This window comes from Pantoea sp. BRR-3P, assembly GCF_039621635.1.
In the GTDB taxonomy this organism is placed as follows: Bacteria; Pseudomonadota; Gammaproteobacteria; order Enterobacterales; family Enterobacteriaceae; genus Pantoea; species Pantoea floridensis.
Window position 1 is genome coordinate 241,509 of record NZ_CP155066.1, and the last position, 20,071, is coordinate 261,579.

17 protein-coding genes and 3 tRNA genes are annotated in these 20,071 nt (G+C 54.3%); 12 read left to right on the forward strand and 8 right to left on the reverse strand.

Features of this window, described 5'->3' with window-relative positions; genetic code table 11:
- Nucleotides 1-40 precede the first annotated feature (40 nt).
- Both AAGR08_RS01205 and AAGR08_RS01210 read left to right on the forward strand, forming a co-directional pair.
- Nucleotides 41-1,495: an NAD-dependent succinate-semialdehyde dehydrogenase gene (locus AAGR08_RS01205; RefSeq protein ID WP_345828122.1), complete on the forward strand. Its 1,455-nt coding sequence runs from the start codon at nt 41-43 to the stop codon at nt 1,493-1,495.
- A gap of 25 nt (nt 1,496-1,520) precedes the next feature.
- Nucleotides 1,521-1,790 (forward strand): hypothetical protein, encoded by a 270-nt coding sequence (locus AAGR08_RS01210; protein WP_097097640.1) that lies wholly within the window; start codon nt 1,521-1,523, stop codon nt 1,788-1,790.
- 51 nt (nt 1,791-1,841) lie between these two features.
- On the opposite strand, the gene yhcN (AAGR08_RS01215) is transcribed toward AAGR08_RS01210, so the two are convergent.
- From yhcN (AAGR08_RS01215) to argR, 4 genes are all read right to left on the reverse strand, one after another.
- Complete coding sequence (gene yhcN / locus AAGR08_RS01215; RefSeq protein ID WP_097095870.1) at nt 1,842-2,108, reverse strand: peroxide/acid stress response protein YhcN; 267 nt, start codon at nt 2,106-2,108, stop codon at nt 1,842-1,844.
- A 102-nt stretch (nt 2,109-2,210) separates the two neighbouring features.
- The gene (locus AAGR08_RS01220; protein ID WP_097095871.1) at nt 2,211-2,477 is read right to left on the reverse strand and encodes a YdgH/BhsA/McbA-like domain containing protein; all 267 of its coding nucleotides are present in this window, start codon (nt 2,475-2,477) and stop codon (nt 2,211-2,213) included.
- A gap of 90 nt (nt 2,478-2,567) precedes the next feature.
- On the reverse strand, nt 2,568-2,831 hold the full coding sequence (yhcN, locus tag AAGR08_RS01225) for a peroxide/acid stress response protein YhcN (RefSeq protein ID WP_097095872.1): 264 nt from the start codon (nt 2,829-2,831) through the stop codon (nt 2,568-2,570).
- Between the two features lie 489 nt (nt 2,832-3,320).
- Nucleotides 3,321-3,791 (reverse strand): transcriptional regulator ArgR, encoded by a 471-nt coding sequence (gene argR / locus AAGR08_RS01230; RefSeq protein WP_008101964.1) that lies wholly within the window; start codon nt 3,789-3,791, stop codon nt 3,321-3,323.
- Nucleotides 3,792-4,215: 424 nt separating this feature from the next.
- On the opposite strand from argR, the gene mdh reads away from it, so the two are divergent.
- The gene (mdh, locus tag AAGR08_RS01235; RefSeq protein ID WP_345828127.1) at nt 4,216-5,151 is read left to right on the forward strand and encodes a malate dehydrogenase; all 936 of its coding nucleotides are present in this window, start codon (nt 4,216-4,218) and stop codon (nt 5,149-5,151) included.
- 52 nt (nt 5,152-5,203) lie between these two features.
- Here mdh and mscM read toward each other — a convergent pair whose 3' ends face one another.
- The 3 genes from mscM to rsgA all read right to left on the reverse strand — a co-directional run bounded on the left by mscM (nt 5,204) and on the right by rsgA (nt 10,590).
- Entirely contained in the window at nt 5,204-8,539 is a 3,336-nt protein-coding gene (gene mscM, locus AAGR08_RS01240) for a miniconductance mechanosensitive channel MscM (protein ID WP_345828129.1), read from the reverse strand.
- Nucleotides 8,540-8,554: 15 nt separating this feature from the next.
- Nucleotides 8,555-9,451, reverse strand: a complete 897-nt coding sequence (asd, locus tag AAGR08_RS01245) for an archaetidylserine decarboxylase (protein ID WP_345828131.1) — start codon at nt 9,449-9,451, stop codon at nt 8,555-8,557.
- A gap of 92 nt (nt 9,452-9,543) precedes the next feature.
- A complete protein-coding gene (gene rsgA / locus AAGR08_RS01250) occupies nt 9,544-10,590 on the reverse strand; it encodes a small ribosomal subunit biogenesis GTPase RsgA (RefSeq protein ID WP_345828133.1) in 1,047 nt (348 codons plus the stop codon).
- 103 nt (nt 10,591-10,693) lie between these two features.
- Here rsgA and orn point away from each other — a divergent pair, with 103 nt between their 5' ends.
- The 4 genes from orn to AAGR08_RS01270 all read left to right on the forward strand — a co-directional run bounded on the left by orn (nt 10,694) and on the right by AAGR08_RS01270 (nt 11,928).
- Nucleotides 10,694-11,242 (forward strand): oligoribonuclease, encoded by a 549-nt coding sequence (gene orn / locus AAGR08_RS01255; RefSeq protein WP_097095877.1) that lies wholly within the window; start codon nt 10,694-10,696, stop codon nt 11,240-11,242.
- A 292-nt stretch (nt 11,243-11,534) separates the two neighbouring features.
- Nucleotides 11,535-11,610, forward strand: a tRNA-Gly gene (locus AAGR08_RS01260).
- A gap of 27 nt (nt 11,611-11,637) precedes the next feature.
- Nucleotides 11,638-11,713 (forward strand) — tRNA-Gly (locus tag AAGR08_RS01265).
- Nucleotides 11,714-11,852: 139 nt separating this feature from the next.
- A tRNA-Gly gene (locus AAGR08_RS01270) sits at nt 11,853-11,928 on the forward strand.
- Nucleotides 11,929-12,362: 434 nt separating this feature from the next.
- On the opposite strand, the gene queG is transcribed toward AAGR08_RS01270, so the two are convergent.
- Nucleotides 12,363-13,502, reverse strand: coding sequence for a tRNA epoxyqueuosine(34) reductase QueG (gene queG / locus AAGR08_RS01275; protein ID WP_345828135.1), 1,140 nt, complete (start codon nt 13,500-13,502; stop codon nt 12,363-12,365).
- Here queG and nnr point away from each other — a divergent pair.
- Genes nnr through miaA form a run of 5 tightly spaced genes read left to right on the forward strand, consistent with a single transcriptional unit; the run spans nt 13,501 to nt 19,969 of the window.
- Complete coding sequence (nnr, locus tag AAGR08_RS01280) at nt 13,501-15,018, forward strand: bifunctional ADP-dependent NAD(P)H-hydrate dehydratase/NAD(P)H-hydrate epimerase (protein WP_345828137.1); 1,518 nt, start codon at nt 13,501-13,503, stop codon at nt 15,016-15,018. The genes queG and nnr overlap by 2 nt on opposite strands.
- 3 nt (nt 15,019-15,021) lie before the next feature.
- On the forward strand, nt 15,022-15,498 hold the full coding sequence (tsaE, locus tag AAGR08_RS01285; RefSeq protein WP_097095881.1) for a tRNA (adenosine(37)-N6)-threonylcarbamoyltransferase complex ATPase subunit type 1 TsaE: 477 nt from the start codon (nt 15,022-15,024) through the stop codon (nt 15,496-15,498).
- Complete coding sequence (amiB, locus tag AAGR08_RS01290) at nt 15,495-17,153, forward strand: N-acetylmuramoyl-L-alanine amidase AmiB (protein WP_345828139.1); 1,659 nt, start codon at nt 15,495-15,497, stop codon at nt 17,151-17,153. The genes tsaE and amiB overlap by 4 nt, the downstream gene beginning before the upstream one ends.
- A 43-nt stretch (nt 17,154-17,196) precedes the next feature.
- The gene (gene mutL, locus AAGR08_RS01295; protein WP_345828141.1) at nt 17,197-19,035 is read left to right on the forward strand and encodes a DNA mismatch repair endonuclease MutL; all 1,839 of its coding nucleotides are present in this window, start codon (nt 17,197-17,199) and stop codon (nt 19,033-19,035) included.
- Nucleotides 19,028-19,969, forward strand: coding sequence for a tRNA (adenosine(37)-N6)-dimethylallyltransferase MiaA (gene miaA, locus AAGR08_RS01300; protein ID WP_345828143.1), 942 nt, complete (start codon nt 19,028-19,030; stop codon nt 19,967-19,969). Before mutL ends, miaA begins: the two co-directional genes overlap by 8 nt.
- The last annotated feature ends 102 nt before the right edge of the window (nt 19,970-20,071 follow it).

The following is a 20,071-nucleotide window of genomic DNA, read 5'->3' on the forward strand; positions in this document are numbered from 1 at the left end:
ATACTTTCCTGACAGGACGTAAACTGACTGGAGAAAACTGATGTCCACCTCCCTGCAACAACATGAATTGTTCAAGACGGGCTATTTCGCCGATGGCCAATGGCACAACGCTAGCGCAACCTTTGAGGTCACTAATCCTGCCACCGGCGACGTTTTAGCACAGGTAGCGAAAGCCGGTAAACAGGAAACCGAACAGGCGATTGCCGCCGCACAGCGTGCGTTTCCCGCCTGGCGCGATAAAACCGCCAAGGCGCGTGCCGACATCCTCAATCGCTGGTATCAGCTGATTATCGAAAACAAAAGCTGGCTGGGCCAGTTGATGACGGCCGAGCAGGGCAAACCGCTCAAAGAAGCCGAAGGCGAAGTGGAATACGCCGCCAGCTTTATTCAGTGGTTTGCCGAGCAGGCGAAACGCGCCAACGGCGAAATTATCCCGCCCGCTAAAGCGGGCTCGCGCATTCTGGCGACGCGCGAACCGATTGGCGTGGTGGCGGCTATCACGCCGTGGAATTTCCCGATGGCGATGCTGACGCGCAAACTCGGTCCCGCGCTGGCTGCCGGTTGTACTGGCATCATCAAACCTGCCAATAACACCCCGCTGAGCGCCTTTGCGCTGCTGGCGCTGGCGCAGAAAGCCGGGGTGCCGGATGGCGTGCTGAATGCGGTCGCGGGTGATACGCATGCGATCAGTGACGCCATTATGGCAAGCAAAGTGGTGCGTAAAATCTCCTTCACCGGTTCAACTGCCGTGGGGAAAACGCTGATGCGCAACGCTGCGGAAACCATGAAAAAAGTCTCAATGGAACTCGGCGGCAATGCACCTTACATCGTGTTTGATGACGCTGATATTGATGCGGCGGTACAGGGCGCCATTGCCAATAAATTTCGTAATGCCGGGCAGGTATGCGTTAGCGTCAACCGCTTTTATGTGCATAACGCCGTCTACGATCGCTTCGTCAACCAGCTGGCAGAGGCCGTTGGCAAACTCAAAGTGGGTAACGGCGTGGAAGAGGGCGTTATTGTCGGGCCGCTGATTGAAAAATCAGCGCTGGAGAAAGTCGAGGAACACGTCAAAGACGCGTTGAGTAAAGGTGGCAAACTGCTGGTCGGCGGTGAACGCCATCCGCTTGGCGGCAATTTCTGGCAACCCACCGTTATCACTGAAGCCCATGAAGAGATGAAGCTGGCCCAGGAAGAGACGTTTGGCCCGGTGGCAGCATGCTTCCGTTTCGATGATGAAGCAGAGGTGATTCAACGCGCCAACAATACTGAGTTTGGTCTGGCGGCTTATTTCTACACGCAGAATTTACAGCGCGTGTTCCGCGTATCGGCGGCGTTGGAGGCGGGCATGATCGGTATTAACGAATGTGCGGTCTCCACCGAGCTGGCACCGTTTGGCGGAGTGAAAGAGTCTGGGCTAGGACGTGAAGGTTCGGCGCTGGGGATGGAAGAGTATCTGGAAGTGAAAGCGCTGCATCTGGGTGGACTGGCTTAGTCGCTGCAATTATGAGGGCGTCATGATGAGAACCGAGCGTTTCGATTTCGACGAAATTGTCGATCAAGCCCATTTCTTCCGACAGTTTAGCGATCGTTTTTTTCTTGCCGATCTCGCCATCAACGATCTCGACGATCTTTGGGGCGCGATTATCGGTGAGCAGCTGCCGCTACCGCTGGAGATTGAGTTTGTAAATCTGGGGAAAGGGCAGAAACGCCGGTATGGCGCCTTGATTCTGCTATTTGATGAAGCAGAAGAGGAGCTGGAAGGCCAGCTCCGCTTCAATGTAAAGTAAAAAAGGGCCCCGGCGAGCGGGGCCAAAGGGTTCGTCTTAACTGACGAGGAATTACTTATACAGCTCAGCGGTCATGTGATAGCTGTCGCCGGTTTTGGCTTCAATCACTTTATAAGCGCTGGCGCCTTGCGCATCGGCTTTCTGAGAAAGTTCAGCGCGATAATCCATTGGCGAACCGCCGGTTCCGCTGATTGAAATAGTGCTGCCGGTAGGTTGCAGATTCTGCGCCTGTTGTTCGGTGACCAGTTGTGCTGCAGAAGCACCAAAGGCGAGCAGGGAAAGCAGGCTAGCAGTTGCGATGGTTGTTTTGATTTTCATAATTTTCTCCTCGTTTAATCAACAACCTGCGGCATAAAAGGGGGAGGCGGGTCGTCGATCTATTGCCTGGCGCGTATTGGGCGCCGGACGTTTGATTATTGATTATTTGTACAGTTCAGCAGTGACGTGGAAGGTATCACCACGATTGTTCTCAATGATGCGGTAATGGCTGGCACCCTGAGCATCAGCTTTCTGTGACAGTTCCTGACGTACATTGGTCTGGTCGCCGTCTACACCGCTCACGCTGATGGTTTGATTCAGTGATTGCAGCTGTTCAGCTTGCTCGTTAGAGACCAGGCTCGCGGCGCTTGCGCCGAAAGACAGAACAGAAGCCAGACTCAGTACTGCGATAGCTAATTTGGTTTTCATGATTCACTCTCCTGAAATTTGGGCTGGCAACCTGAGAGGCAAAAGCGTCTCAAACGGGTCGCCGTTCACATTGCGTCTTGAATCAGTAACTTATTTGTACAATTCAGCGGTAGCGTGATAGCTGTCACCGGTGTTCGCCTCGATCACGCGGTAAGCTTTCGCGCCCTGCTGATCGGCTTTATCGTTAAGCTGCTGACGGATATCCATTGGAGAACCGCCCACGCCGCTGACGCTGATGGTGCCTGCGGGTTGCAGATTCGCGGCCTGTTCGGCGTTGATAGAATCTGCTGCAAAAGCACCAAATGACAGAGCAGAGAGAATGCTTAAAGTTGCGATAGTGGTTTTAACGTTCATGATATTTTTCCTCGTCGTCTATTTTTATCTTTTTCTTTCGTGTGATTTGCATCACGAAACTAAGTATAGATCTAATCACCCATGAAATTAATATCCAGCTAATAATGTTTGGTTGTAATTCTTTATCCTTATGGCACTTTTTTAGAACCTGAAGTTATAAAAAACGCCTGGATCTTAACCAGAGGCGGTTATTTCAAAGTAAAAACAATGATCTACATCAAATTATCTTTTAGTGCGAAAGATCGTGGTTGATCTCGCTGGCTGATACGCAATGAGAAGGGAATGACACTGAGCACGTAATGTAAAGCAGTGTAAAATAGCGCATTAGGTTAAGCAGGAGCAAAGGTCGTACCAATTTTGGAGGGTGCAGATAACCGCTGGGTATATGGATAACTTATTATTTACAAAGGGATTTGTGACAGATTGGTTAAAAAAGGGGTGAGAAGGGGAATAATACCGGCAGTCGAACTGCCGGTAATCTGCAGGGTTTTATAGCTCTTGTTCGAATAAAACCAGAATCGCGTCGTACAACTGTTTTACCGAGAAGGTGCGTGCGGGCGTAATAAAGATGGTGTCATCACCGGCGATGGTACCGAGGATGCCTTCGGCTTTGCCGAGCGAATCCAGCAGGCGTGCAATCAGTTGCGCAGCGCCCGGGCTGGTATGAATGACCACCAACGCATCGTTGTAGTCGATATCAAGCACCAGATTTTTCAGCGGGCTGGTGGTAGTAGGAACACCAAGCTCAGCGGGCAGACAGTAAACCATTTCCATCTTGGCGTTACGAGTACGCACTGCACCGAACTTGGTGAGCATACGAGAAACTTTCGACTGGTTGATGTTCTCGAAGCCGTCTTCCTGCAGCGCCTGCACGATTTCGCCCTGAGAGCTGAATTTCTCTTCCTTCAATAAGGCTTTGAACGCCTTAATCAGGTCGTCTTGTTTTGATGGGTTTCGCATAAGCTACCAATAAAAAGAGGGTTGCAACAGGCAACAGGCCCGCAGCAGATAAATTATTATGCATTTAGATGAATTTTTATGCAATGAGTCTGATGAGAGAATCGCGGTAATGACCTGCGGGGGCGAGATCATACCAGAGTTTTTCGGCACGCCAAAATCGCGGGTTGGCGCGCAAAGCGAAGGTTGCAATGTTGTTATATTATTGAGGTGGTAACAAAAATATTGATGATCATTGCCGTCCATTGTCTTCTGGCTGCGAATGTATCATTCAGGCGACTTCTGAAGTAGAGATGTCTCGGGAGCCGATTGCGGCGTGATGTTAAGTGCGCGACAGGTTTAGTCGCTATCGCCTGAGAAGTTGATTAAACTCGTAACCTGATGGATTTTCGGCATATCTCTGCCCCACCTTAATAAGGAGTTCAGGATGAAAGTTGCCGTTCTCGGTGCCGCTGGTGGTATTGGCCAGGCACTCGCACTACTGCTTAAAACGCAATTACCCGCAGGCTCAGCACTCTCACTTTATGATATCGCTCCGGTAACCCCGGGTGTCGCGGTGGATCTCAGCCATATTCCTACTGCCGTAACCGTTGAAGGGTTCAGCGGTGAAGATGCGACGCCAGCGCTACACGGCGCTGACGTAGTGCTGATCTCAGCCGGTGTGGCACGTAAACCGGGCATGGATCGTGCCGACCTGTTTAACGTTAACGCCGGTATCGTACGTAACCTGATTGAACAGGTTGCCAGCACCGCGCCTAAAGCGCTGATTGGCGTCATCACCAATCCAGTCAACACCACGGTGGCGATTGCGGCCGAAGTGTTGAAGAAAGCGGGCGTATATGACAAGAACCGCCTGTTTGGCGTTTCGACCCTTGATATTATCCGCGCCAATACCTTTGTGGCGGCGCTGAAAGGCAAGCAACCTAACGAGATTGACGTGCCAGTGGTGGGCGGGCATTCGGGCGTGACCATTTTGCCGCTGCTGTCACAGGTGAAAGGCGTAAGCTTCAGCGAGCAGGAAGTCGCGGATCTCACCAAACGTATTCAGAACGCGGGCACCGAAGTGGTGGAGGCCAAAGCCGGTGGCGGATCGGCGACGCTATCGATGGGGCAAGCGGCGGCACGTTTCGGTCTGTCGCTGATTCGCGCGCTGCAAGGCGAAGCCAATGTCGTGGAGTGCGCCTATGTAGAAGGCGATGGCGAATACGCCCGTTTCTTCTCACAGCCGCTGCTGCTGGGTAAAAACGGCATTGTTGAGCGTCGTCCGCTTGGCACGCTGAGTGCTTTCGAACAGCAAGCGCTGAACGGCATGCTGGAAACGCTGAAGAAAGATATCGCGCAGGGCGAAGAGTTTGTGAAGTGATGCACGCTGAGCGGCAATAAAAAACGCCCGGTCTTAGCCGGGCGTTTGGTTTTTATAATCCGCCAGATTTGAAGGTCTTATTGGCGGGCGCACCGTTGCTGGCGGGGTTTTGCTTTCCCAGCGTTTCCATACGCACCTGGAACGGTGGGAATGGCATCTCAATGCCGTGCTCTTCAAAGCCGCGCAGAATTAGCTGATGCAGTTCATGGCGCAGCGGCATGCGATGTCCCATCTCCGCAGCATGCACGCGTAGTTCAAACAGCTGGATACCTTGCTGCAAATCGACCAGGAACACATCTGGTGCCGGCATATCAAGCACATAGGTACAGCGATCGGCTGCCTGTTTAAGGATGTTGGTGACTTCATCACTGTTTACGCGGGCAGGAGCCGGAATCGTCAGCACCACACGGGTGACCGAATCCGACAGCGACCAGTTAACAAATTGCTCAGTAATGAACGCCTTATTCGGCACAATGATCTCTTTGCGGTCCCAGTCGGTAATGGTGGTGGCGCGGGTGTTGATGCGGGTAATACTGCCGGTCAGATCGCGAATAGTCACGGTATCGCCGATACGAATCGGTTTCTCAAACAGGATAATCAGGCCGGAGATAAAGTTGGCGAATATCTCCTGCATCCCGAAGCCTAACCCCAGACCTAACGCGGCAACCAGCCACTGCAGCTTCGACCACTCAATCCCCATCATCGAGAAGCCAATCAGGCCACCAATCAGCATTAGCGCATATTTGGTCAGGGTGGTAATCGCGTAGCCGGTGCCTGGCGCCAGGCTAAGATGCTGTAACAGCGCCAGCTCGAGCAAAGCAGGCATATTACGCACCAGCTGGGTGGTGATGATCAGTACCAGAATGGCAATCAGCACCGCGCCCAGCGTAATCGCCTGCACGCTATCAACACCTTGAATCGTGGTGCTGGCGTTCCACAGCGGAATGTTATCAAGGAAGCTAAACGCCGAGTGAATTTCAGACCACAGCACAATCACCGAAACCAAGGCAATTAGCGTGAGAATGGAACGCACCAGGCGCAGCGACTGCGCGCTGATCTCATCCAGGTCAATACTCGGCTCATCAATCTCGATGGTGTCGGCATTCGCGGGCGTTGACTGCTCTTTCTCTTCTTCACTGCGTGCACGGTTGGCCAGCATATCGGCGCGACGCTGTCGCGCGCGGTCAAAGGCGATGCGACGGCGCTGAATCAGCATCCAGCGGCGGATGATGTGATAAATCACTAGCAGGAAGAACCAGATGCCCACCGACGTTTCCAGACGTGCCAGCAGCGCCTGCGCCGTGGCGAGATAACCGATGCAAGAGGCGAAAGCGGCAACCAGCGGCAAGGCAATCATCAGGTTCCACAGAATGCGGTTAACAAAATTGTCGCCGTTGCCCTCTTTATCCAGATAAAGCGGAATGCCGGCACGTTTCAGGCTGACGGTAACAATACTCAGCGCGCCACAAATCAGGATGAAACAGATGCGTCCCAGCGTGCCTGAGAATTGCGGATCGTCGAGATTGGCGAAGGCGATCAGCAGCATGATGAGCGGCACAATCAAGCCAACCGACAGCGAGTAATAGCGCATTGCCCGCGCTACGCGCGCCTGTGGCCAGCGGAAATGCACCACGAATAAACCATCCGGACGGGCAAAGGCGGCGCTGATCATAAAGGCCCACAGCAACGGCAGTGTGGCGGTAATGCCATCGCCAATCGCCACGGCGAACGGATAGGGCCAGGCATGCTGTAAACCATAACCGAGTGCCGCCCATAGCACCGGCAGCGGTACCGCCACCAAAATCGACCAAAATACGGTACGTAGCGTCAGGCTGAAGCGGTCTTGCGTGACTTTACCGACGCGGCTGGCGGAACGCTGCATAAAGGCGTTGTAGTGACGGCGTGAGCTGATGCTGAAGCCAACCAGTAGCACCGCACCAATAATCGGCAACACGGTTTCGCGATTGGTGAACATCATCGCCAGCGCTTTGCCGAGCTGGCCAGCGGTGTCCAGCGACAGTAAACGCTTAAGATCCTGCGCCATCTCTACCGGGAAATTCAGGCCGATGGTGTTAACGTCAGCGGTCCAGAACAGGTAACGATGCGTGGCATCTTTGACTTCCGCCAGCGCATCCTGCAACTGTGTGTTGGAAACCTTAAGCTTGGTAATTTCCAGAATCAGCGTATCGCAGCCAGAAATCAGTGAATTCAGTAACTCGCGCTGGGTTTTTAGCTGGGCTTCAAGAATGCGGGTTTGTTCACTGCTGAACGGTGAGCCGTCATCCTGCTTTGCTTTACGCAGTTCCTGCTGACGCTCAAGCAGATCCTCGTAATGCAGCCGCTGCACGCGCAGCTGGCCCATCTCGCTATCGATCTGCTGCGATTTTGGCATCTCTGGCAGACGCGCCACCTGCGCACGCAGCGCCTCGCCTAACAGATTTGATGCTCCCAGCCACTGCGACTGCTCGCGGAGCGTGCTGAGCGCCTGACGTACCTGCAAAGTCTGATTGGTGGCAAGCCGCTGCTGCGAAGCGACCAGATCCATGCGCTGCGCTTGCTGATTGAGGTCTGCGGACAACTCGCGGTTAACGCGGAACTGATCGCTGATTGAACTCGGCATATCGCCGCTGTTTTCAGCCAGTTGCTCGGTGCGCTCCAGCGCCAGCTCGGCTTCGCGCTGGCGCTGGTTATTAAGCTGATTACGCAGCGCCTGCAAATAGTTATCCAGCTGGGTGGCTTTGCGCTGATGTACTTCGGCACGCATGCGCGCCAGCTCCTGGCGATTATTGGCGGAGAGCTGAGCCAGTTCCAATTCATCAACGCGCGCCTTGTTCGCGGCATTTTCTGCCTGACGCACGTATATCTGCGCCTGCGCCAGCGGCGTGGTAGCCGCTGAGGTGTTCTGCGCCCGACGATCGCTTTCCGTCATTGCGCGGCGTGCGTCCGTTTGCTGCTGCGGCAGCTGCGAAAGTGAATCGCTGATTTCGCGCGCGCGGTCTTGCTCCTGCTGCGCCTGACGGCCTTCCTCCAGCAGTTGGCTGCTAACCTGCAGTAACTCCTGATCCAGCTCGGCGCTGCTCATATTGCTACGCACCGACTTGCTGCTGTCGGTGAGCGTGGCGATCTGCTGACGGAGTTCCCGCGCCATGCGTGGAAAATCATCAATCACCTGCTGATATTGCTTTGCGCGCTCCAGAGACTCATTGCGCTCATTGAGGAAATTGATTGCCGCTTCCAGCGCCTGCACCTGTTCGGTTTGCGCGGGTGAGTTTTTGGCGGATTTAGCCGCATCCAGTTCCTGCTGAAGCTGGCTGGATTGCGGAATGGTCGCTGCCAATACAGAACTGCTGAGCACCAGGCTCAGCAGCAGAAGGAGGAAAACGCGCACGGGAGAGATTCCGGGTTATTCGCTAAGAGGGACGCTGTTGCCCGGTTGAGGCAGGGCGATGGCCAGCGGCTGACCGAGGCGAGTTTTGCTTTCGGCTTCGAGGCTTTCCGCCAGCTTCACGCGGTTAGGCGCGAACAGGTTGATGACCGTTGAACCCAACTTGAAACGTCCCATTTCCTGGCCTTTTAGCAGCACCACCGCACCGTCATGATCGGCAGAAGGATAACGCCAGCGTTTGATCACACCCTCGCGCGGCGGCGTTATGGTACCTGCCCACACGGTTTCGATGCTGCCAACGATGGTGGCACCGACCAGGATCTGCACCATTGGGCCGTGATCGGTATCGAATACGCAGATCACGCGCTCGTTACGCGCAAACAGATTGGGGATATTGCGTGCGGTCAGCGGATTGACCGAATAGAGATCGCCTGGCACATAGATCATTTCGCGCAGGATGCCGTTACATGGCATGTGGACGCGATGATAATCGCGCGGAGCAAGGTAAGTAGTAACAAACTCGCCGTCGATGAATTGATCCGCCAGATCGTCATTACCCGCCAGCAGCGCCTGCAGGCTGTAAGTGTGGCCTTTGGCCTGGAAGATCTGATCGCCTGCAATGCGGCCAAGCTGGCTGATTGCGCCATCGGCTGGCAGCGCCAGCAAGGAGGCATCAGGATCGATGGGACGTGCACCCTCTTTTAACGGACGCACGAAGAAGTCATTAAAGGTGCGGTAGCTGCTGGTATGAGGCTTGCTGGCTTCCGCCATATCCACTTTGTAGTACCAGACAAAGATATCGATGACCGCTTTAGTGAGCCAGCCACCCCGACGGCTAGCGCCCCAACCGGCGAGTTCGGTGAGCCCTTTTTTAGGCAAAATATGATTCAGGCCGAGTTTAAAACGATCAAACACCGTTGCCTCCTGGCTTAATTACGTGTCGTTAACAAAAAGGGGGCGGATTGTAGCAGCGCCCCAGCTCGTTGGCGAATGTGCCGTTGTACGCGTTAATCCTGGTCTGAGGAAAAGTTTTTACGCGTTTTTACCTGCGCCATGCTCTCCAGAATTCGATGGTAGTTATCGAAGCGGGAGATATCGATCTTACCTTCTTCTACCGCTTGGCGAATGGCGCAGCCAGGATCGGTATCATGCTTACAGTCGCGGAAGCGGCAGCTGCCGAGGTATTCGCGGAATTCGACAAATCCGCGCGTCACCTGCTCCGGCTCAAGATGCCACAAGCCGAACTCACGCACGCCCGGTGAATCGATCACATCGCCGCCTGCCGGAAAGTGATAGAGACGGGAAGCGGTGGTGGTGTGCTGACCCAAACCAGAAACGTTTGAGACATCGTTGGTCAGAATCTCATCGCCCGCTAACTCCAGGCCAAGCAAATTGTTCAACAGGCTCGATTTGCCGACGCCGGATTGACCAGCAAAGATACTCACGCGACCGGTTAAGGCGCTTTCCAGTTCAACCAAACCATCTTTGGCATGGCTGGAAACCATTAATACGCGATAACCAATATTGCGATAGATCTCCATCTGTTCGTCGACAAACGCGCGGCCTTCAGCATCGAGCAAATCGATTTTGTTGAGCACCAGCAGCGGCTCAACGCCGAGGGTTTCACTGGCAACCAAGTAACGATCGATGATGTTAAGCGACAGTTCCGGCAGGATCGCCGAAACAATGATGATCTGATCGATGTTAGCGGCGATCGGTTTCACGCCGTCATAGAAGTCGGGCCGCGTTAGTACCGTTTTACGATCGTGTACCGCTTCGACGATCCCTTTGCCGCCGCCAATCGCCACGCGCCACAATACGCGATCGCCGGTGACCAGCGATCGAATGGTGCGGCGGATATTACAGCGATGAACAACGCCCGCGCTATCTTCCACGTCTGCGTGCATGCCGAAACGGCTGATCACCACGCCATCAGCCGCTTCTCCAAACAGGCTATCATCCGGCTCCGGCTTTTCACTCCGTTGCTGCAGACGACGCTGATGGTTGGCGCTTACGCGACGTTGTTGACCTTTCGACAGTTTGTTTTTACTCACGCATCCTCTCACGGCTTTCGCCAGGCTTCGCCCTGTTGGGCAAAACGTCTATGATACACCTGAAATGAGTTTAATGACGACTTTGGCAACAGGCGGGAAACGCATGACAGCTGGCAATGAAAACAATCTGATTTGGATCGACCTCGAAATGACCGGATTGGATCCGGAACGCGATCGCATTATTGAGATCGCTACTATCGTCACCGATGCTAACCTCAATATCCTGGCGGAAGGGCCGGTGTTCGCCGTGCATCAATCTGACGAGCAGCTCGCGCTGATGGATGACTGGAACGTGCGTACCCATACCAACAGTGGTTTGGTGGCGCGGGTGAAGGCCAGCCAGCACGACGACCGCGCGGCGGAGTTGGCCACCATTGAATTTCTGAAACAGTGGGTGCCGGCGAATACCTCACCGATTTGTGGCAACAGCATCGGTCAGGATCGTCGCTTCCTGTTTAAGTACATGCCTGAACTCGAAGCCTATTTCCACTATCGCTATCTCGACGTCAGCACATTGAAAGAGCTGGCGCGCCGCTGGAAACCAGACATTCTTCCAGGCTTTAAAAAGTCTGGCAGCCATCAGGCGCTGGATGATATTCGTGAATCTGTCGCAGAGCTGGCGTACTACCGCGAACACTTCTTGCAGCTTTAATCGACTGTGGGTGCGCAGGAAATCATCAGGTTGTCGATTAAAGCAGCGATCGCGCGGAAAGCGCAAAATTTTGCTTTTAGACTCTTGCGACTGAAAGGATTTCTCGTATAATGCGCACCCCGTACCGGTGAAGAATTTCATGCGGCACGGAGCAGTACAGCGAAATACAGAATCGAGCATGTTCATTTGATGCAAGGCGGCGACTGAACGAGTCACAGCGAGCTTACTTCAGTAAGTGACCTGTGCGAGTGAAGGCAGCTAACGCAGCAGCAAATAAACAGTCGAAGATTATGCGGGAATAGCTCAGTTGGTAGAGCACGACCTTGCCAAGGTCGGGGTCGCGAGTTCGAGTCTCGTTTCCCGCTCCAAATTTCGCTAAGCAGTAAACCTCTAATGCGGGAATAGCTCAGTTGGTAGAGCACGACCTTGCCAAGGTCGGGGTCGCGAGTTCGAGTCTCGTTTCCCGCTCCAGAGTTTGTACTAAACTATCCAAATCACGGATTTAGTCGTTAGTGTGGTTGTTGTGACAAAAATACAAAGATGCAGAATCGAGTATTTGAGTTTGTGACAAGGCAGCCAACGCAGTAGCAGACTAAAAAACGAAGATTATGCGGGAATAGCTCAGTTGGTAGAGCACGACCTTGCCAAGGTCGGGGTCGCGAGTTCGAGTCTCGTTTCCCGCTCCAGATTTTTATATTCACTAATGTTATTTGCCCTCAGGCGCAATCAGAATTAAAACTGCTGCAGATCTTTTTTGATCGCATGCTACATCGTTTTTTCTGGCAATTTTGCACGCCTTGCTCGCACCGATAATGCTGGTTGTCTGCTGCAGCTATCTTACAGGTTATCCACAATGTGCCCGCATGCTGCTGACGGCGTTTGCCCTCATCTGTAAAACTGTTTTGAACAGAGTTATCCACAGGCTCTGAACAAACCCCTGCCTGCTAAACGCGACGCAAATATTTACAATAATCGCTTAATTGTTTGATTTATAAGTGGTTAAACCTATTTCAGACTGTAATCTTACCCTTTAGGCAAAATTACGATCTCTGTCACTATTCAGTTGGATAATTTTATTCACAGCGTGTGGAAAAGAGTTTTATTCTGTGCCACTGCTCATTCACGCATCACGTGGCAGACCTTTTTCGACTGCCCGCACCAGCCGCTGTTTCTTCGCCGGCTGCACCTCAACCGCTTGCGCTGCACGTTTTTCTAGCTGCTGAGCTATTGCCCACGCAATATGCTCATCCAGCATCGGATGTTCGCCGCTGCGCAGTGATAATACCGCCATATTTTCTTCTGCCCACGGCGCGTTGCCTAAAGCCACGGCAATGTTGCGTAACCAACGCAGGTGCCCAATACGACGAATCGCTGAACCTTCCGTAATACGCAGGAATTTTGCCTCATCCCATTTGAATAATTCAGTAAGCGGCGGCGCGTGTAATACGGCGCGCGGTGAAAAGTCATCTTCATCGGTTAACTGGCCATAGCGGTTCCACGGGCAAATCAGTTGGCAATCATCGCAACCATAAATCCGATTACCAATCAGCGGGCGGAACTCTTCGGGAATGGCGCCTTCCAATTCGATGGTGAGATAAGAGATGCAGCGACGCGCATCGACCACGTAAGGCTCGACGATGGCGGCAGTGGGGCAGATAGTGATGCAGGCCACGCAGCGCCCGCACTGTTCTTCCTGTGGCTGATCGACCGGCAGCGGCAGATCGATCAGCAGCTCGCCGAGAAAGAACCAGGAACCTGCTTCACGGTTCAGGACGAGCGAGTGTTTGCCGGTCCAGCCCAATCCGGCTTTAACGGCAATCGGGCGCTCGAGAATGGGTGCGGAGTCGACGAAGGGACGGAAATTGAGTTCGCCACAGTGCGCCTGAATCATTTCTCCGAGCTTTTTCAGTCGATTGCGCAATACTTTGTGATAGTCGCGACCCAGCGCATAGCGACTAACATAACCCAGCTGGGGGTTTTTTAGCGTGCTGGCAAAGGCGGCTTTGGCGGGAAGATAGTTCATGCGCACGCTGATCACGCGCAGCGTACCGGGCAGCAGTTCATGTGGACGAGCACGCATCATGCCGTGGCGCGCCATCCAATCCATCTCGCCGTGGTACTGCTTATCCAGCCACTCCTGCAGCCTGGGCTCTTCGGCGCTCAGATCGGTATCGCAAATACCCACCTGTTGGAAGCCGAGTTCGCGTCCCCACTGTTTAATTTGTTGAGCGAGCTGATGAAGATCGAGAGGGTATGACATGAGAAACCAGGCAATTGAAGCAAACGCACGCAGTTTAACACACTCTGTGTGGCCTGCGCAGGCGATGGCGCAACTGGAACGTGATGCTGCTGATAGCCTGGGCTTAACGCTGTATGAGCTGATGCAGCGCGCCGGACAGGCCAGCTATGAACTTGCCCGCCAGCTGTGGCCGCAGGCGCAACACTGGTTGGTGCTGTGCGGGCATGGTAACAACGGCGGCGATGGTTATGTGGTGGCGCGATTGGCGCAGGCGGCTGGGTTGAGCGTGACGCTGCTGGCCTGCGAAGGCAGCAAAGCCTTGCCGGAAGAAGCGCAGCAAGCGCGCGATGCATGGCTGGCGGCGGGAGGCGTGATTCATGCCGCAGATGCGATCTGGCCGGAACAGATTGATGTGATTATCGATGCGCTGCTTGGCACCGGGCTCAACCGAGCACCGGCGTCACCTTACGATCGCTTAATTGAGCTGACCAATATGCATGCCGCGCCGGTGCTGGCGATTGATATTCCCTCGGGTTTAGTCGCGGCTAATGGCACGGCGCCGGGCGAAACGGTGATCGCCGATCACACACTCAGCATGATTGCACTTAAACCCGGGCAATTAACCGGTAAAGCACGTGATTACGTAGGTATTTTACATAACCATGAGCTGGGCTTGTCGCCGTACCTTGCCGCTGAGCAGGCACCTATTTCACGTTACGATGCCGCGGACTTAACGCGCTGGCTGCAACCGCGCCGTGCCACATCGCATAAAGGCGATCAGGGGCGTCTGCTGGTGGTAGGTGGTGATAGCGGCACGGCGGGAGCCATTCGTATGACGGGAGAAGCAGCATTGCGCAGTGGTGCCGGACTTGTGCGCGTGCTCACGCATGAAGATAATATTGGCCCGATTCTCACCGCGCGTCCGGAGTTGATGGTTGACGCACTGAGTGACGAATGCCTCGATCAGGCGCTGGAATGGGCGGATGTCATCGCAGTTGGACCGGGGCTTGGCCAGCGGGACTGGGCTCAGAAGGCACTGAAAAAGATTGCGGCCAGTGAAAAGCCGATGCTTTGGGATGCGGATGCGCTTAACCTGCTGGCAATCAAGCAGGATAACCGTCAGAATCGCATCATTACGCCGCATCCCGGCGAAGCGGCGCGCTTGCTGGGTGTAAAAACCAGTGAGATTGAAAGTGACCGCTTACATGCAGCACGCGCCTTGGCGAAACGCTACGGCGGTGTGGTGGTACTGAAAGGTGCAGGCACGGTGATTGCCAGCGCGGCGGGAGAGTTAGCCATTGCGGATGTCGGCAACGCCGGCATGGCATCTGGCGGCATGGGCGATGTGTTAAGCGGCATTATTGCCGCGCTGATCGGCCAGAAATTGACATTACTTGAGGCAGCCTGCGCAGGCTGCGTCGCGCATGGGGCAACAGCCGATGCCGTTGCGCATCAGCGCGGTACACGCGGTATGTTAGCCACTGATTTGTTCGAGCTGCTGTGGCAGTTTGTTAATCCAGAGATGATCCAACAATAAAGCATGAAGAGCTGTGTTATCCCTTTGCCCGATGAGGCGGCAACCCTGAATCTGGGTGCGCAATTGGCGCGCGTCTGCAATAGCGCGCTGGTGATCTATCTTTATGGCGATTTGGGTGCCGGTAAAACCACCTTCAGCCGTGGTTTTCTGCAGGCGCTCGGCCATCAAGGCAATGTAAAAAGCCCAACGTATACCTTGGTTGAGCCCTACGAACTGGGGTCGCGTACGTTGTATCATTTTGATCTTTATCGTCTTGCCGATCCGGAAGAACTGGAGTTTATGGGCATCCGCGACTATTTCAGCGGTGATGCGCTATGTCTGGTGGAGTGGCCGCAGCAGGGCACCGGCGTGCTGCCTGAGCCCGATTTAGCGTTGACGTTGCGCTATGTCGATGCAGCACGTGAAGCCGAAATCAGCGCGGTGTCCGCCACTGGCGAAGCGCTGTTACTCCAATTCCAGCAAGGCAGGAATCCGGCATGATGTCACGGATGAAGATCATGATAGTGGCATTGCTGTGTCTGTTTTCTGCTTCAGCGCTCGCCGCCACGTTATCCGATATTAAAGTTGAAAACGGCGACAGCCAGGCCACAGTGACCTTGAGTTTCAACGGTCAGCCGGTTTACGGCTTTTTCCCGCTGCATAATCCCAATCGCGTGGTGCTGGATATTCGCCAGAGCGGCGCGATTAAAGGCTTGCCGCTGAATTTCAGCGGCGAAAATATTGTGCAGCGCATTCGCAACAGCCAGCCCAAAGATAAGCAAAGCCTGCGTTTAGTATTTGAGTTGACGCAGCCGGCGCAAACGCGCGCCAGCACGCAGCGCGAAGGCAATAATTATCGCGTGGTGTTCACTATTCGCGGCACGCAGCCAGTAAAACGCGCTGCCGCTGCGCCAGTCACTACCGCGCGTGAAAGTCAGAATCAAAGCAGTAGCCCGAGCAACCCATTCAACGCCAATCCGGTCACTGCCGTTACCAGCAGCGATACGACCGTGCGTCCAGCCACATCGTTGAGCCGCAATGATGTGGTGATTGTGGCGATTGATGCTGGACACGGTGGGCAGGATCCAGGTGCATCCGGACAAAACGGTTTGCATGAGAAAAATGTCACCATTTCCATTGCGCGTAAGCTGAAGGCGCTAATGGACAGAGATCCGATGTTCAAACCGGTACTGACGCGCAGCGGCGACTATTTCATCTCGGTTATGGGCCGCTCCGAAGTGGCGCGTAAAGAGAACGCTAACCTGTTAGTGTCGATCCACGCCGACGCCGCGCCCAACCATTCCGCTACCGGCGCATCGGTTTGGGTGCTGTCTAATCGTCGTGCCAACAACGAAATGGCCAACTGGTTGGAACAGAAAGAGAAACAGTCTGAACTGCTGGGCGGCGCGGGCGATTTGCTGGCAAACAGCCAGGCCGATCCCTATCTCAGCCAGGCGGTGCTGGATCTGCAGTTTGGTCATTCACAGCGCGTAGGCTATGACGTCGCGGTTAAAGTCCTGCAGCAGCTGCGCGGTATTACGCCGCTGCATAAACGTCTGCCGGAACATGCCAGCCTTGGCGTCTTACGTTCCCCGGATATTCCTTCTTTACTGGTCGAAACCGGCTTTATTAGTAACGCCGCGGAGGAGCGGCTGCTTGGTAGCAGCGCGTATCAGGAGAAGATTGCTCAGTCGATTTATAAAGGGCTACGCAATTATTTCCTTACGCATCCGCTGCAATCGATCCCAAAGGAGGAAAACCGGCCGCTGGACAGCGCACCAGCGGTTAGCGTCGCCAGCAATCCGGCGAGCGGCACGGTGCAATACACCGGCGCGACACAGCGTCATACCGTTGCGCGTGGCGAAACGTTATCAGGTATCGCCGCGAAATATGGCGTCAGCATGGCAACGTTACGTGAGCTGAACAGCCTGAAGCGCGATGTCGTTTGGGTGGGACAGCGCCTGAAAGTGCCGGCGAAATCCAGCGTCAGCGTTGCGGCGGCAAGTCGTCCTACGCGGCACAAAGTGGTGCGCGGCGATTCGCTAACGGCGATTGCCGCGCGCTATGGCGTGAGCTCAAAAGCGATCATGCAGGCGAATAATATGAAGTCGAGCAATGTGATGCTGGGGCAAAACCTAAAAATTCCGCAATCCTGATTGTTGGCTCCGCGTGAGCCAACCAGCCAGAAGGATCACCACCATGCCAATACAGATTTTACCGCCGCAGCTGGCGAACCAGATTGCCGCAGGCGAAGTGGTTGAGCGTCCGGCATCGGTCGTAAAAGAGCTGGTGGAAAACAGCCTCGATGCCGGCGCAACGCGTATTGATGTTGATATTGAGAAAGGTGGCGCCAAACTTATCCGCATTCGTGACAACGGCTGCGGCATCGCGAAAGCCGAGCTGGCCATGGCGCTGGCACGGCATGCCACCAGTAAGATAGCCTCGCTCGATGATCTAGAAGCGATCGTCAGCCTCGGTTTCCGTGGCGAAGCGCTCGCCAGTATCAGCTCGGTTTCTCGTTTAACCCTCACGTCACGCACCGCCGATCAAACTGAAGCGTGGCAAGCCTATGCCGAAGGGCGCGATATGGAGGTGACGGTGAAACCCGCGGCGCATCCCGTGGGAACCTCGCTAGAAGTGCTCGATCTGTTCTACAACACGCCCGCACGCCGCAAATTTATGCGCACCGAAAAAACCGAATTTACTCATATTGATGAGGTGATTCGTCGTATTGCGCTGGCACGCTTTGATGTTGCCATTTCACTCAGCCATAACGGCAAGTTGATGCGTCAGTATCGCGCGGTCAGCGAGGAGACGCAGCGCGAGCGGCGTTTAGGCGCGATTTGTGGCACCACGTTTATGCAGCATGCGTTACGTATTGATTGGCAGCATGACGATTTAGCACTGCGTGGTTGGGTGGCCGATCCAAACGGCTCGCGACAGGTTACCGATCTGCAATATTGTTACGTCAACGGGCGTATGATGCGCGATAAGCTGATCAACCACGCCATTCGCCAGGCGTATCAAACGCAGCTTGGCGATGATCAGCAGCCGGCTTACGTGCTTTATCTCGAGATCGATCCGCATCAGGTGGATGTCAACGTCCATCCGGCTAAGCATGAGGTGCGTTTCCATCAGTCGCGTCTGGTACATGATTTTATCTGGCAGGGCGTGATGAGTGCGCTGCAAGCCAGCCGCGCGCCGGAACTGCCGATTGCACACGCTGAAGAGCCCGCACCCAAATGGCAGCCAGAAAACCGCCAGGCGGCGGGTGCTAATCACTTTGCCCAGCCGAGCAACACGCCGCGCAACGGATCTGCTGCCGGCGCGAGTGCCAATTGGCAGAATAAAGAACCCAGTTACAGTGCGCGCGAAGGCGCTGCCTATAAGCAGCTGATTAAAACACCAGCGGCCGAAGCGCCCCGCGCCGCGCCTGCACCCGTTCGTCAGCCCGAGCCACGTGAAGCACCGTTAAGTGCTCATGCACAAAGTTTTGGTCGCGTGTTAAGCGTGTTGCAGGATCGCTACGCGCTGTTGGAACGGGGTAACCAACTGCAATTATTATCCCTGGCGGTTGCGGCTCGCTGGCTAAAACAGGCCCAGCTGCAGCCAGGGGATGAGGGATTAAAACCGCAGCCGTTGCTGATCCCGGTTCGCCTGAAAATTGCTGGGCAAGAGCTCGCCGTTATCGATTCCCATTCAACGCTGCTGAGCGTAATGGGCATTGATTTACAACGAGAAGGACAGCATGTGACGCTGCGTGCCGTTCCTTTACCGTTACGAACACAAAATTTACAAATCTTGATTCCAGAACTGTTAGGCTACTTGGCCCGGCAGCAAGAGGTTTCTGCATCCACGTTAGCCCAATGGTTGGCGCGGCGCGATGATGCAGAAGACGCTCACTGGAATCACTCGCAGGCGATTACGCTGCTGGCAGAGCTGGAAAGGCTTTGTCCGCAACTGCTGAAGTCGCCGCCTTCAGGTCTATTACAGACTATTGAGATTGAGAGCGCGATTAACGCGTTGAAGCATGAGTGAACTAAACCAGGCTAGCCGGCCAAAGGCAATATTTTTGATGGGGCCTACCGCCTCCGGTAAGACGGCATTAGCGATTTCGCTGCGTCAGCAACTTCCGGTGGAACTTATTAGCGTTGACTCTGCCTTAATCTATCGCGGGATGGATATTGGCACGGCGAAACCGTCGGCAGAAGAGTTAGCACTGGCGCCCCATCGTTTGCTGGACATTCGCGATCCGGCGGAAGCGTATTCCGCCGCAGAGTTTCGTCGCGATGCGCTGGCAGAAATGGCGGAAATCACCCAGAAGGGGAAGATTCCGCTGCTTGTTGGTGGAACCATGCTCTATTTCAAGGCGTTACTTGAAGGATTGTCACCGTTGCCCTCGGCCGATCCCGAGGTGCGTCAGCGGATAGAGCAAATGGCGGCGGAGAAAGGGTGGGAAGCCCTGCACCGCCAGCTGTGTGAAATCGATCCGGTCGCCGGTAGTCGTATTCATCCGAATGATCCGCAGAGACTTTCGCGAGCACTGGAAGTTTTTTTTATTTCGGGTAAAACTTTAACGGAACTGACAAAAACCTCCGGCGAAGCGTTACCCTACGACGTGTACCAATTTGCGATTGCACCTGTGAATCGCGAACTGATACATCAACGCATTGCGTTGCGTTACGACCAGATGCTAGCGTCAGGATTTGAAGCGGAGGCTCGTGCACTGTTTGCACGAGGTGATTTGCATACGGATATGCCTTCCATTCGTTGTGTCGGTTATCGCCAGATGTGGTCTTATCTTTCAGGCGAAATCGATTATGACGAAATGGTTTATCGGGGAATTTGCGCCACTCGGCAGCTCGCTAAACGCCAGATGACCTGGTTACGTGGCTGGCCTGAAGTACACTGGTTAAACAGTGATGAGCCAGAATTAGCGCGTAATGCGGTGCTCAAGGTAGTTAGTGCGTAGCAGGGATGATTGTGTACAATTGGTTCGTTATCGTGCGCAAATTTTTACGCAGTTTTTCTGAACCACGGTTCTTAAAGCAACAAACAACAAGCATATAAGGAA

Excerpts from the sequence above, each read along its gene's own strand:
- tsaE (WP_097095881.1), top strand. The coding sequence starts at position 15,022 with ATGAAGAGCTGTGTTATCCCTTTGCCCGATGAGGCGGCAACCCTGAAT.
- yhcN (WP_097095872.1), bottom strand. The coding sequence starts at position 2,831 with ATGAACGTTAAAACCACTATCGCAACTTTAAGCATTCTCTCTGCTCTG.
- nnr (WP_345828137.1), top strand. The coding sequence starts at position 13,501 with ATGAGAAACCAGGCAATTGAAGCAAACGCACGCAGTTTAACACACTCT.
- yhcN (WP_097095870.1), bottom strand. The coding sequence starts at position 2,108 with ATGAAAATCAAAACAACCATCGCAACTGCTAGCCTGCTTTCCCTGCTC.
- orn (WP_097095877.1), top strand. The coding sequence starts at position 10,694 with ATGACAGCTGGCAATGAAAACAATCTGATTTGGATCGACCTCGAAATG.
- mdh (WP_345828127.1), top strand. The coding sequence starts at position 4,216 with ATGAAAGTTGCCGTTCTCGGTGCCGCTGGTGGTATTGGCCAGGCACTC.
- argR (WP_008101964.1), bottom strand. The coding sequence starts at position 3,791 with ATGCGAAACCCATCAAAACAAGACGACCTGATTAAGGCGTTCAAAGCC.
- AAGR08_RS01205 (WP_345828122.1), top strand. The coding sequence starts at position 41 with ATGTCCACCTCCCTGCAACAACATGAATTGTTCAAGACGGGCTATTTC.
- AAGR08_RS01210 (WP_097097640.1), top strand. The coding sequence starts at position 1,521 with ATGAGAACCGAGCGTTTCGATTTCGACGAAATTGTCGATCAAGCCCAT.
- AAGR08_RS01220 (WP_097095871.1), bottom strand. The coding sequence starts at position 2,477 with ATGAAAACCAAATTAGCTATCGCAGTACTGAGTCTGGCTTCTGTTCTG.
- queG (WP_345828135.1), bottom strand. The coding sequence starts at position 13,502 with ATGTCATACCCTCTCGATCTTCATCAGCTCGCTCAACAAATTAAACAG.
- amiB (WP_345828139.1), top strand. The coding sequence starts at position 15,495 with ATGATGTCACGGATGAAGATCATGATAGTGGCATTGCTGTGTCTGTTT.
- miaA (WP_345828143.1), top strand. The coding sequence starts at position 19,028 with ATGAGTGAACTAAACCAGGCTAGCCGGCCAAAGGCAATATTTTTGATG.
- mutL (WP_345828141.1), top strand. The coding sequence starts at position 17,197 with ATGCCAATACAGATTTTACCGCCGCAGCTGGCGAACCAGATTGCCGCA.